This window comes from Streptomyces sp. NPDC046335 (assembly GCF_055587985.1).
In genome coordinates this window covers 171263-183656 of record NZ_JBVJFF010000014.1, presented here as the reverse complement: position 1 = coordinate 183656, position 12394 = coordinate 171263, and the positions used below count along the sequence as shown (strand labels likewise).

General features: G+C 70.8%; 12 protein-coding genes. 5 read left to right on the top strand and 7 right to left on the bottom strand.

The window, feature by feature from the left end; all coding sequences use genetic code 11:
* Window positions 1-3: 3 nt before the first annotated feature.
* The gene (locus ACZ6JY_RS31860) at window positions 4-399 is read right to left on the bottom strand and encodes a VOC family protein (RefSeq protein ID WP_469201430.1); all 396 of its coding nucleotides are present in this window, start codon (window positions 397-399) and stop codon (window positions 4-6) included.
* A gap of 116 nt (window positions 400-515) precedes the next feature.
* On the opposite strand from ACZ6JY_RS31860, the gene ACZ6JY_RS31855 reads away from it, so the two are divergent.
* Complete coding sequence (locus tag ACZ6JY_RS31855; RefSeq protein WP_469201428.1) at window positions 516-692, top strand: hypothetical protein; 177 nt, start codon at window positions 516-518, stop codon at window positions 690-692.
* A 94-nt stretch (window positions 693-786) separates the two neighbouring features.
* On the opposite strand, the gene ACZ6JY_RS31850 is transcribed toward ACZ6JY_RS31855, so the two are convergent.
* The 4 genes from ACZ6JY_RS31850 to ACZ6JY_RS31835 form a co-directional block, all read right to left on the bottom strand.
* Window positions 787-2541, bottom strand: coding sequence for a PP2C family protein-serine/threonine phosphatase (locus ACZ6JY_RS31850; protein ID WP_469201426.1), 1755 nt, complete (start codon window positions 2539-2541; stop codon window positions 787-789).
* 218 nt (window positions 2542-2759) lie between these two features.
* Entirely contained in the window at window positions 2760-3860 is a 1101-nt protein-coding gene (locus ACZ6JY_RS31845; RefSeq protein WP_469201424.1) for a C45 family autoproteolytic acyltransferase/hydolase, read from the bottom strand.
* Window positions 3857-5524 carry an amidohydrolase gene (locus ACZ6JY_RS31840; RefSeq protein ID WP_469201422.1) on the bottom strand — a complete coding sequence of 556 codons (1668 nt, stop codon included), beginning with the start codon at window positions 5522-5524 and terminating at the stop codon, window positions 3857-3859. The genes ACZ6JY_RS31845 and ACZ6JY_RS31840 overlap by 4 nt, the downstream gene beginning before the upstream one ends.
* A gap of 74 nt (window positions 5525-5598) precedes the next feature.
* Window positions 5599-7029, bottom strand: a complete 1431-nt coding sequence (locus ACZ6JY_RS31835; protein ID WP_469201420.1) for a purine-cytosine permease family protein — start codon at window positions 7027-7029, stop codon at window positions 5599-5601.
* A 91-nt stretch (window positions 7030-7120) separates the two neighbouring features.
* On the opposite strand from ACZ6JY_RS31835, the gene ACZ6JY_RS31830 reads away from it, so the two are divergent.
* A complete protein-coding gene (locus ACZ6JY_RS31830) occupies window positions 7121-7798 on the top strand; it encodes a TetR/AcrR family transcriptional regulator (protein ID WP_469201418.1) in 678 nt (225 codons plus the stop codon).
* A gap of 37 nt (window positions 7799-7835) precedes the next feature.
* On the opposite strand, the gene ACZ6JY_RS31825 is transcribed toward ACZ6JY_RS31830, so the two are convergent.
* A complete protein-coding gene (locus tag ACZ6JY_RS31825; protein WP_469201416.1) occupies window positions 7836-9158 on the bottom strand; it encodes an APC family permease in 1323 nt (440 codons plus the stop codon).
* A 100-nt stretch (window positions 9159-9258) separates the two neighbouring features.
* Between ACZ6JY_RS31825 and ACZ6JY_RS31820 the strand changes: the two genes are divergently transcribed.
* Window positions 9259-10293: a helix-turn-helix domain-containing protein gene (locus tag ACZ6JY_RS31820; RefSeq protein ID WP_469201414.1), complete on the top strand. Its 1035-nt coding sequence runs from the start codon at window positions 9259-9261 to the stop codon at window positions 10291-10293.
* Between the two features lie 9 nt (window positions 10294-10302).
* Here ACZ6JY_RS31820 and ACZ6JY_RS31815 read toward each other — a convergent pair whose 3' ends face one another.
* Window positions 10303-10935, bottom strand: coding sequence for a TetR/AcrR family transcriptional regulator (locus ACZ6JY_RS31815; protein WP_469201412.1), 633 nt, complete (start codon window positions 10933-10935; stop codon window positions 10303-10305).
* Window positions 10936-11083: 148 nt separating this feature from the next.
* Between ACZ6JY_RS31815 and ACZ6JY_RS31810 the strand changes: the two genes are divergently transcribed.
* Window positions 11084-11818 (top strand): SDR family NAD(P)-dependent oxidoreductase, encoded by a 735-nt coding sequence (locus ACZ6JY_RS31810; RefSeq protein ID WP_469201410.1) that lies wholly within the window; start codon window positions 11084-11086, stop codon window positions 11816-11818.
* 218 nt (window positions 11819-12036) lie between these two features.
* Window positions 12037-12372, top strand: a complete 336-nt coding sequence (locus tag ACZ6JY_RS31805) for a trypco2 family protein (RefSeq protein WP_469201408.1) — start codon at window positions 12037-12039, stop codon at window positions 12370-12372.
* Window positions 12373-12394 lie beyond the last annotated feature (22 nt).

Genomic DNA, 12394 nt, shown 5'->3' with positions numbered 1-12394 from the left:
ACATCAATGCCGCGGTGCCAGGGTGCGCAGGACGCAGAACTCGTTGCCCTCGGGGTCGGCCATGACCACCCAGTTCCGGCCGGGCCCCTGGCCCACATCCGTCGTGGTGGCGCCGAGTTCCAGCAATCTGTTCACCTCGTCCTCGGTGCTGCCGTCGATCGGGCTGACGTCGAGATGCAGCCGGTTCTTGACGGTTCGGCCCTCGGGCACCTGGATGAACAGCACGGTGGGCGGCATCTGGCGGGCTCGGACTTCCTCGACGGTCGGCACCCAGGAGCCGATCTCGACCTTGCCCTCGCTCCGGTCGATCACTGTGAAGTCCAAGACCTCGCACCAGAAGGCCGCGAGCCCTTCCGGATCGTGGCAGTCAACGGCCAACTCGGTGAACCTACTAGTCATGACTCTCCCAGCTAAGGCGAACGCGCGAACGGGCCCCAGAGTATGGGCCCGTGCCGCTGTGTCCGACGCCCGGGTCAGTGCGGGCACCGACCGGGTGTGGCTTCCAGTCGAACCCCATGAAGGCGCACAGCCGGCGTGCCGTACGGGGATGGGCGGGCATAGCGAGCCATGATCTCGCCGCCCTCCTCCGCGCCAAGGAAACGGGCGGTGACGTCGTACTGGCGGTTGCCGACGTCGTGGGCGATGACCTCCAGGACCACCTGCCGAACCCCGCGCCGAGGCCAACCCGGTAAAGCCCGATGGGCAGCCGTACCAGACGTCGCCGCCACCCACGCGGCACCGAGAGCGCACTTGCCGGCCCGACTGTCCGACGGGTTCGCGACCGTGTCACGTCGGGTGTCGGGCCGGGATGTGGCGCAAGGTGAGGAGGGTGGCGTCGTCGGAGCGGTGCGGGCCGTCCAGGAGGTGTACGACGCGTTGGGTGAAGTCCTGGAGTGCGTCATGGCCCGGTGCGGGGGCCCCTTCCGCGCAGGCGGCTTCGACGGCGTCGAGAAGACGGGCGGTGTCCTTGTCGAGGTCGCTGTCACGGCGTTCGATCAGACCGTCGGAGTAGAGCAGCACGATGTCGCCCGGTACGAGTGGTGTTTCCGCGGCGGTGTACTCGATGTGGGACAGGACGCCCAGCGCGGGCCCGGGGCCGCCGAGCGGGGCGGGCAGTTGGGTGGCCCGGCCCTGGCGCAGCAGGATGGGGCATGGGTGGCCGGCGCAGGTCCAGCGCAGCAGAGAGCGTTCGGGATGGTAGCGGGCGATGACCGAGGTGGCCGACGATTCGATGCCGTCGTCGCAGGCCACTTCGTTGAGCCACTGCGTGAGCCGCTCGACGGGCTGTTCGGTGTAGGCGAGCCCGGCAAGGGCGTAGCGGAGCTTGGCCATCAGGGTGGCGGCCTCCAGGCCGTGGCCGCGGGCGTCCCCCACGGCGACGAGGAGCCTGCCGTCCGGCAGCCTGCGGGCCTTGTACCAGTCACCTCCCACTCCTGCCTCAGTGGCGTCCGGCTGGTACACGACGGCGGCTTCGAGTCCGGAGGAGGTCAACTCGCCCTGGAAGTGGGGGAGTACCGCTTCCCGCAGTACATCGGCGACCTCCGCGACCGTCTCGGCGCGCTGGCGTTGACGTCGTGCCTCGCGCTCGGCATGTTCGGCGGCCGCGCGGCGGTGCCACTGGGAGGTGACATCGATGAGCACCGCGCGAACGGCCCACACCAGTGCGCCGGGCGCGATCTGCTCGGGCTCGGCGACCATACGGATCACCCGGTCGGTTCCCGCACCGGTGCCGGCACCGACGCGCAGGTGCAGTTCACACTCGGTCGTGTGCTTGCGCAGGATGACGTCATACAACAACTGGTACAGCGCGCTGACGCTGTCCCGGGTGACAAGCGTGGCCAGATCGAAGAGGCTGGGCAGCGGCGTGGACTCCTCCAGGCCGAGCACGTGGCGGAAGCCGCGTGAGGGCTGGATGCCGGGGTCACCGAGGTTCCACTCGGCCCAGCACGTCTTGACCAGCTTCTGGGCCGCCAGGGCCATGCGCAAGGGATCTCCGTGCTCCCATGTGATCAGCAGATGCCGCCCGCAGGGGATCACTTGCATCAAGATGTGGGACCGCGCGGGGCCGGCCGGGGTACTGCGGAACCACGCGATGCTCTCGGGCCCCTGAGTGACCCCGTAGCGGAGGGCGCGCTCCAGCATCCCGGGCAGTGGGGTGTCGGTCAGAGCAGGGAACCGGTCGAACAACGGCGCCGGCCCACTCCACGCGGACAGACCGCTGCTCGCGGACTGCCCCTCGCCCGGATGGGCACGTGCGGCAGCGTTGTGCCCCAGGTGTACGAAGTCCCTGATCCCTCCTGCGTGGTGCAGAACAGGGGCGACCAGGAGCGCCGGCACCGGCATGGCCTCCAGCAGATCGTGCCCTGACGGCGGCGACGGCAGATCATGGGGCGCGGGCGCGGCAGACGGTCCCGCCGGTGCCGGAGTGTGCTGTTCGGCGTAGGCCCGCACGCGCTCACGCTGGGCCTCCAGCAACTCGCGTACGGCCCGCAGCTCCAGACGCGATCGTGCCGGCTCATGCCCGGGCGGAAGGGGGACCATCACGGGGAAGGGCTTTCAGGCGTAGGCAGCGGCGGATCAGAACAGTATCCGCACGGCACCTCTGGAGCGGCGGGCGACATACCGTAGGCGTCGGCAAGGATCTTTGAGGGTGGCGCGGGGCCCAGGATGACGGCGATCCGCCTCGACCGGCTGCGGGAGAACCCGGCCGGTTGCCGCCGCTGCCGGTGATCGCGACCGACCGCGGCCACGGCCGCGGGTCAGTCGGCGGTGAGGATCCGCCAGTCGCGCGTGCCGATGTCGGCGGGGGTGCCGTCGAGGATCGCGGCGGTACGGGTCGAGGGTTCGAGGGTGATCGTCGCGAGGGTGGCCCAGCGTTGCCCCAGGGGCTTGTCCGGGTCGGGCAGGCAGGTGACCGGCGGCTCGCCGGGGCCGGTCACGAGGAGTTCCGGCAGGCCGTCGACGGTCGTCGGCCGCCCGCGGCTGAGGCGGTCGAGGACGAACGCGCGGCGTGCGCCCGAGTCGGGCTGGTACAGCCGGCTCTTCTCCTCGGCGGCCGGGACCGGCGTGAGGAAGTGGTTGGTGCGGACGAAGGTGTCGTGCTCGGGCGGTGCCTCGAAGACCCCGACGGGGCTGATGTCCAGCAGGACGGCATCCGTCTCGTCGAACAGCGCGAACGACCCGGAGGAGGCGAGGGGAGCGCTGCGGACGATCTCCACGGCCTCGGCGACGCTGCCCGCCTCCTCCAGGACGACGGCTGCCAGCACGTGCATGGGGACGCCGCCGACGCCGTCACGCCGGTGGCCCAGGATGTTGAAGTGCAGGGCGAGGCCGGCGCTGTTGACGCCCATCTTGGCGAGGATGCCGTTCTCGGTGAGGCCGACGACGTCGTGCCGGCCGCCGCGCGACTCCAGGGTGTGCCACAGGGCGCCCAGTTCGATGTGCCAGTCCCACGTCTGGACCCCGAAGGTGCGCGTGGCGGCGCCCTCGCCCAGCACCCGGCGCACGATCGTGGTGCACTCCCCGGGCGGTACGGCGGCGCTGCGGGCGAGGATCTCGGTACGGGCGTTGAGAGCGGCGACGCGCCATTCCTCGACGCCGGCGCCGTGGGCGATGCCCGCGATCTCGGCACCGGCCATCGGACGGAACCGGGCGATGTCGTCCAGGGCGCGTGCGGCGTCGTCCGCCACTCGGGCGGGCGTGATGCCGCCGAGGGCGAACAGCCGGTCGTAGACCTCCGCCGCGGCGGGGATGCCCTCGCGCAGCTGTTCGCCGCGGGCGACGCCGCGGTCGTACGGGTCGGCTGCGGTGGCCTTGATGTGCGGACGCCGGGCGTGAGGGGTCGTAGAGGTGGAGGTCACGGGGTTCCTTCCGCGCTGTTCGGGTGGAGCTGGACGGTGCCCCCGACGACTGTCGCGAGGACGGGGTTGCCGGGCTGCTCGTCGGGGGGCAGGTCGAGGGGGTTGGCCGCGAACACGGTGAGGTCGGCGAGGTAGCCGGGCGCGACCTTGCCGAGTACGTCCGCCGCCCCCGCGGCGTGGGCGGCGGCCGCGGTCATGCCGGCGTACGCCTCACGGGCGGTCAGCGCCTGTCCGGGCTGCACGGGGGGTGTGTGCGGTTCTTCCACGGGGCGGCGCAACTGGCAGTCGGCGAGGCCGACACGCGGGTCGCCGGGGCCGATCGGCCAGTCGGAGCCGAGCGCCACGACGGCGCCGTGGTCCAGCAGGTCGCGGGTGCGCCAGCCGCGGGCGACCCGGTCGGGACCGATGCGCCGGGACCACTTGTCCGTCCCGTCGGCGCGCGTGTGCCGGGTGCCGTGCACGGGTTGCAGGCCGGCGACGACGCCGAGTGCGGCGAAGCGGCCCAGGAGGTCGTCGGGCAGGGACTCGATGTGTTCGATGCGGTGCGGTCCGCGCTCGACCGGGCCGATCTCGTCGATGACGTCGAGGGCGAAGCGGACGGCCTGGTCGCCGATGGCGTGGGTGGCGGTGGGGATGCCCCGTTCGGCGAAGAACCGCATCGCGGCACGGTAGGCGTCGAGATCGCGCCAGAGCGGCTCCCGGTTCTCCCCGTGGGTGTCAGGCCGGTCGAACCACGCGGTGCCGTTGTCGGCCGTACCGTCGAGCATGAACTTCGCGCCCTCGACGTGCCAGCGCTGTCCGCGGAGCCCTTGGAGCCCGGCGATGTCCTGCCAGACGGCGGGGGCGGAGTCGGCGGGGACCAGGGGTGAGCAGCGGATGCGCAGCGGAAGTTCGCCGTGTTCCTCGATGTGCCGGTACACGGCTTCCGACGGATCGGTGAAGTCGAGGGCGTGCAGGCCGGTCAGGCCACCGCGGGCGAGGGTGCGCAACTGCCGCAGGACGTAGTCGGCGGCGGTGGCCACCGGCACCTCGGGGTAGTGGTCAAACACCAGGTCCATCGCCTGGAGTTCGACGACGTACCCGGTCGGGCGTCCGTCGCGGCCTACCGCGATGGCGGACGCGTCGGTGAACGTCTCACGGCCGGTCAGGCCGACGAGTTCCACCACGCGGGGGCTGACGACGAGCGCGTGCGCGTCCCGCGTCATCAGGGAGATGGGTCGTCCGGGGAAGCGCTCCCCGAACACGGCCCCGGCCGGATCGCCGTCGAAGACGTTGACGTCGAGGTCGAAGCCGGTGATCCACGCGTCGGCCGGCAGGCCGTCCGCGGCGTCGGCCAGGTGCGCGCACACCTGCTCGAGCGTGGCCTCGCCGGAGAGGTTCACGCCGCGGCCGATCTCGATGGAGCCCCACACGGGGTGGGCGTGCGTGTCGGTGAGACCGGGAAGGATCGTGGCTCCGGGAAAGCTGTGGACGGCAGTGTCCGGACCGCGCAGGGCGTCGAGGGCGGTGCTGTCGCCGACGGCGATCACGCGGCCGCCGGCGATTGCCACCGAGTTCGCCGCCGTGTTCACCGGCGGGCCGGACCGTTTCCAGGCCGGTTTCCAGGCCGGTTTCTCGGCCGGGTTCTCCACATGGCCGGCCAGCAGGAGAGCGTCGGCGTGCACAGTGTGTTCCTCTTTCGGATGTTCTACGACGGGTGATGCCTGGTGCCCGCGGGTGCGGGCAGGGCGGGGGCGGGTCAGGGGCGCGGGACCGATGTGAGGACCCGGGCGGTCGTCCAGTAGACGGCGGCAGCGACGGCCATGCCGGAGGGGACGGCGAGATCGACGCCGCCCGTGGCCTCGGCGAGTGGGCCCGTCCAGAAGCTGGCGGTCACGCACATCAGGGAGGCGGCGCCGCCCGTGAGGAGCGCGAGGACACCGGCGAGGTGGACACCTCGGTGGTACCAGAACGGCCCGCCGTGCTCCTCCTTGAGGAGGCGGGGTCCGTCGTAGCGGTTGCGCCGCATCAGGAGATCGGTCACGGCCACCGCCATGGCCGGGCCGGTCACGACGACCACGAGCTGGAGCATGGTGTTGACGCTCGTCAGGAAGTCCCAGACGAGGATCGCGTACAGGGTCATGCCCGTGCCGAGGACGCCGATGACCAGGACCGCGGGAATGCGCGCGATACGGACCCCGACCGACTGGATCGACAGGCTGGCGCTGTAGGCAGTCATGCCGTTGTTGGTCAGGGTGTTGACGACGACCGAGAGGACGAAGACCGGGATGAACCAGCCCGGCAGGATGCTCTCCAGGGCGGCCTGGGGGTCGCTCATGTCGAGGCTGGTGGCCGCCAGCGCTCCGACGGAGGTGAACACGACGCTCGGCAGGTAGGCGCCCAGGGCGGTCCATCCCGCGATCGCGGCGGAGCTGCTGCGGCGCGGCAGGTAGCGGGCCAGGTCGGGACTGTTGCTGTAGGACAGCGGGGTGGAGGCGATGATGGTGAAGGCGACGCCGAGCGTGGCGACGAGCGCACCGCCGTGCAGCGGTTCCGCCGGGGCGTAGGACCAGTCGGCCTCGGCGAGCACGTATCCCGTGACCACGATGAACACCACCGTCAGCAGGACACTGAGCGCGGAGTAGAGGCGGACGATCGTCGCGTAGCCGTAGATCGCGATCAGCAGGGTGGCGCCCGCGATGAGACAGATCACGGTCGCGTGTACGGCGGAGCTGTCCGGCAGTCCCGTCCGCACCGCAAGGCCGATACCGGCGACCGAAGCGGCCGACCAGTTCAGGGCGAGGTAGGCCGCCGCGATGAGCCAGCCGGTGACGACGAGCACCGCCTTGTTGCCCAGGACCCCGTAGAAGGCCCGCGAGATCACCGAGCCGCTGGTGCCGGCGACCGGGCCGCTCGCCGCGATGACGCCCGTGCAGACCCACAGCAGGTTTCCGGTCAGGATCACCCCGATCGCCTGTGGAAGCGTCAGCCCCATCAGGATGAGCGCGCCCCCGATCGCGAAGCTCAGATAGCTGACGTTCGGCGCCGCCCACACCGCGAAGAGCTGGCGCGGCCAGCCGGTCCGGTCGGTGTCCGGAACCAGGTCGATGCCCCGGGTCTCCGGATGCCCCGCACGCTCGGGACTGCGTCCGCCGTGGGCTTCCGCGGGTGTCGTGGGGTGGGTCGTCATCGGGGCCTCTCGGATGTCACGGCGGCGCCCGGCCGCTTATTGGGCGCATGACCAACTGCCTGTTGGTCGGTAACCCAATAACCTTTGGTCCATGACGTCAAGACCTCAGCCGAAACACACCCGCAAACTTCCGCAGGAACGCCGCGCCGAGATCGTGCGGATCGCCGCGCGCATCGCGCTGGAGGAAGGGCTCGAACTGATCACGCTCCGGCGGGTCGCCCAGGACCTGGAGGTCCGCCCCGGCCTCATCGGCCACTACTTCCCGGCCGCGGACGAACTCCTCGCCGAGGCGTTCACCCACGCCACGACGCGGGAACGCGAGTCGCTGCTGCCGCCGCGCGAGGCGGACCTGCCGCCCGTCGACCGGCTCGCCCGGTTCCTCGTGGGGCTCGCCGACGGCGACTACCTGGGCCTCAGCCGCCTGTGGCTCAACGCCCGGCACCTCAGCAGGTTCAAGGCACCCCTGCGCCTGGCGGTGCGCGCACAGGAATCGAGGACCCGCGCCGCGCTCGTCGACCTCATCGACGAAGGCGTCCGGGCCGGGGAGTTGACCACCGACGACAGCGTGAGGACGGCGCTGCACATCCTCATCGCCGTCGACGGCCTCGGCTCCTACGCCAACGACGAGGCGCCCCCGGAAGAACTGGACATGCGGGACGTGGCCATCGAGACGGCCGAGACCCGCCTCGGCCTGCCTCCCGGCACCCTCCGCGCCCACGCCCGGCCGGCGGGCCCGGCGTCCGGTACCTGCCCCTCGGTGACCCACTGAACGGCGATGCCGCGGTGGAACTGGAGAAGGGTGGGAGCTATTCGGTCGTCCCCGGCGCATCCCGGCGTCCGGTCCGGACCGTCGCCCACCGATAGAGCAGCGCCACAACGGCGACGATCACCGGAACGAAGATGTAGGCGGAGGCGAACGGGGCCACCAGGGCCGTGAGCGTGAGCGCGGTCACGGCATGGCCTCGGGCCCGCCCTTTCAGCAGCCGTGTTCCGGCGGCTGTGCCGATGAGGTAGGTGACAAGGACCAGTGATGACGGGATACCCACGATGTCCTCGGTACCCCAGTCGCCGAGGTAGCTGAAGAGCAGGCCGGCCGCCCCGATTCCGCCGACGATCAGCACGCCGGGCACGGGCACACCGCGTGCGTTGAGCCGCCCCACCGAGGCCGGGAGCCAGCCGTCACGGCCGAGCGCGTAGCCGAGCCGGGAGACGGAAGCGATGAAGGCGTTGGTCGTGCCCAGGCTGATCAGCGTCGCGAGGACCGCGGCGGTGACGGTCGCGCTGAAGCCCAGCCCCGCCCCCAACACCCGGCCGACGGCGATGCGGTCGAGTTCGGGGTTGCCGTAGGTGCCGGTGCTGACGACGGCGAAGGAAACACCCAGGTACAAGACGACGACCACGACGACCGTGGTCACGGTGGCACGGGTCAGGTCACGTCGGACGTCCCGGAACTCACCCGAGAGATGAGCGACGGCTTCCCAGCCGGCGAACGCGAAGAACAGGGCGACGGCGGCTTGCCCGACCCCGGTCATACCGTGGGGCGCGAAGTGGGTGAACGCGGAGGCCTTGGCATGCGGCAACGCCGTGAGCACAGCCGCCAGCAGGAGCAGCGCGACTCCACCGGCCAGGCCGAGTTGCACCCTGCCGCTGAGCCGCAGCCCGGCCAGGTTGGCTCCGACCGCCAGCATCAGGATGACTGCCGCGACGAGGAACGCGTAGGACTGATCGACGTGCAGGGCGGTGGCGACGTAGTAGCCACCGGTCAGCGGCACGATCGTCTGACCGATCGAGCCGGCGACGAAATACCACCACCCGGCCAGTCCGCCCGCGGTTCTGCCGAAGGCCCGCGTCGCATAGGTGGCGACCCCGCCGGCGTCGGGGAACCGAGTGGCAAGGGCGGCGAACGTCATTGCCAAGGGCAGGCCGAGCAACCCCATGAACAGCCAGGACAGCAACGACGCCGGGCCCGCCATGGAAGCTGCCTGACCAGGCAGGACCAACACGCCCGCGCCGAGCACGGCGCCCACGTACAGCGCCACCGCCTGACCAAAGCCGATGCTGCCCTGCGCCGACGGACTGTCCGCCGGCCCTCCTTGCTTCACACTCCGCGTCTGCTCGGTGGGGCTCACCTACGCTCCTTCGGTGTCGCACGACCGGGCCGCCCGAAGTGCCGCCCTCCGAGCATCATGAAACTTCCGAAACGCGGCAGCCAGTGGCAAGCTTGCCGCCATGCGCACCGATTTTGCCGCCCACCGGGTAGCCGTCGCGGTCACCGAAGGAGCGCCCATCTTCGAGCTGGCGGTGCCGTGTGAGATCTTCGGCATCGACCGGCCTGACCTGGCTGACCCCTGGTACGAGATGCAGATCTGCGGCACCGAACCCTCAACCCATGTCGCGGGCGGATTCACCGCACAGGCGACGGGCGACATGACCGACCTCGCCCGCGCCGACACCGTGGTGGTCCCGAGCTGCGCCGACGTGCACGAGTCTCCGCCGGCGGCACTGGTCACAGCCGTCCGCGAGGCCCATGCCGCAGGCGCCCGGATCGTCGGGATCTGCTCCGGTGCCTTCGTCCTGGCAGCGGCAGGCATCCTGGACGGCCGCCACGCCACCACCCACTGGATGCACGCGCAGGAACTCACCCACCGCTACCCGAAGGTGCACATCGACCCGAAGGTGCTCTACGTCGAAGACGGCGGCGTCTACACCTCGGCCGGTACCGCCGCCGGCATCGACCTGTGCCTGGAAATCGTCCGTGCCGACCACGGAGCCGCCGTCGTCAACGCACTGGCCCGCCGGCTCGTGACACCACCGCACCGCGAGGGCGGCCAGGCCCAGTACGTCGAGCTGCCCGCGGTGGCCCGCGACGACACACGCCTGGCGCCCCTGCTGGAGTGGGCGCGCTCGCAACTCGACCAGCCCCTCACGCTCGACGACCTCGCCCAGCGGGCCAACCTCAGCCGCCGCACGCTGGCCCGCCGCTTCGAGGAGACCGTCGAGATGTCACCACTGCGCTGGCTTCTCCACGAACGCATCCACCACGCCCAACGCCTGCTCGAAACCACCGCTCTACCGATCGAACATGTCGCGGCCAACAGCGGGCTGGGCACTGCCTCGAACCTGCGAAGGCACTTCATCCGACAGGTCGGCGTCTCCCCGCAGAGCTACCGACGCGCCTTTCAGGGCAGACGAGCCCTTCGCCTCGGGCAGGAAGCAGCAGAACCCGACCTGGACCGACGCCCTGCGGCCAGGGCGGATGCATGACGCCCGCCCCTACGGCGTGCCGGCGAGCCTGCTCATCACCTCGTACATCTGCTGTGGGGCCGGCGGGGCGGCGGAGAGCGGCCCTTGCGCTGCTTCCGCGCTCAACCCGTCGAGCAGGAAGGCGACTTGGCGGCGCCAGGCGTCGGGCGCGGTGTCCGCGACTGCGCGAGCGAGCAGAGCGCTGGTGCCGAAGAAGAGCAGGAGGTCCTCGCCGGTGAAGTCCGGGCGGATGGCGCCGGCCAGCCGGGCCCGCTCGATGATCCGGGTGGCGGCGTCCTGCGCCTGGCCGCAGATGGCCATCAGGCACTCGGCGGCCGGAAAGCGTCCGCTGACGACGTCGGCGACCGCGGGGTCGGTGGCCTGCAGTTCACAGACTCTCTGGACGTAGTACGCGAACCCCTCCCCAGCCTCCTCGAAGGACAGGGCGTGCTCGGCGGCTTCGCCGAGACGGTCCGCGGCCAGGCCGGCCACCACTTCGTCGATGAGCGCCTCACGTGTGCCGAAGAGGTTGTAGAGGGTGCCGTGACTGACACCGGCCCGGCGCGCGATTTCCTTCAGGGGCACCTTGAGGCCGCGCTCCTGGAAGAGCTCGGCGGCGGCTGCCCGCAGTTTCTCCGCGTTCCGTTGCGCGTCGGCCCGCATCAGGTCGTTCCTCCTGGCTGTGGATGTGCGGCCTCCATGGTCGCATCCCCCGACAGATTAACTTGACCCCTGGGTCAAGTCGCGTGTTACTGTCCGGCAATAAGTTGACCCTTGGGTCAAGAATGCTGCCGTGGCAAGGAGTAGTCCTGTGTCCAAAGTGATCGCCGTCTTCGGTGCCGGTACCGGTCTGGGTGTGTCCGTGGCCCGCCGCTTCGGGCGCGAAGGTTTCCGGGTCGCGCTGGTGGCCCGCCGCAAGGACCGGTTGGACGCCCTCGTCGAGGTGCTCGCCGGTGAAGGCATTGAGGCGGTCGCGTTCTGCGCCGACCTTTCCCAGCCCGCCCAGGTGCCCGCTCTCGTGGAGGCGATCCGTGACCGCTTCGGCAGGATCGACGTGGTCGAGTACGGGCCGATCAGCGGCGAGCAGGGCTTCACCCCGGCCGCCGAGCTGGACGCGGCCACCCTGGAGGGACTGACCCCGCTGCTCCTGTTCACCCCGGTCGAGGTGGTCCGGGCTGTGCTGCCGGAGTGGACCGAGCGCGGCGAGGGTGCCTTCCTGCTGGCTCAGGGATACTCAGCGGCGCACCCCATGCCCCACCTCAGCGGCCTGGGCCCGGTGATGTCCGCCACCCGCAATTACCTGTACTCCCTCAACGCCGAGCTGGCCGACACCGGTATCTACGTCGGCGCCCTGACCATCGCGTCCCTGATCGCCCGCAGCGAGGTGTCCGCCGCGGCCCAGGCCGCCTTCGATTCGGCCGACGGTCCGCAGTTCCCGGTCGCCGACCCGGACGACCTCGCACAGGACTACTGGACCATGTACACCAGGCGCGACCGCGTCGAGCAGTTCCACCCCGAGTCCCCGGCTCCGCTGACCCCTGCGTAGCGCCCGCGACACCGAGCAGGACGCCCAGGTGGCCAACCGTGAGCTCATGGCCCGGCCGCACCGCGAACGCGACGTACCCCCGACCCCGTCTGAAACACCAGGTCACCGGCGCCCCTTGAGCGAAAGGGGCGCCGAGGCGGTCTCTGCGCGGGGTGCCTGGTCCGGCTGATTAGGCGCTACCATCGCTGGCCCGAATGCAGAGCGGGGGAGGCGTCGTCGTGACTGAAATCCCGTTGGCCAAAGCAATTGCCGAACTGCGGTCGGAGCTGCAGCAAGCGATTCTGGCCGGGGCCGGGGAGCCGTTGCGCTTCGAGCTGGACACCGTCGATCTGGAACTGCAGGTCACCATGACCGCCCGGGGCTCCGCGGAGGCCAAGGCGGGACTCTGGAGCGTACTGACGGCAGGCACCTCCGCCGATTACAGCCGCGGATCCGTGCACAAGCTCACGTTGAAGCTGTCCCCGCGGCACGCCGACGCCTCCAACGGCGACAAGCTGCTGATCGGTGACCAGGAACTGCCGACATTGCCGCCCGCGGCCAAGCCGGAGGGCTGATCACGCCGTTCCGTTCCGGGAA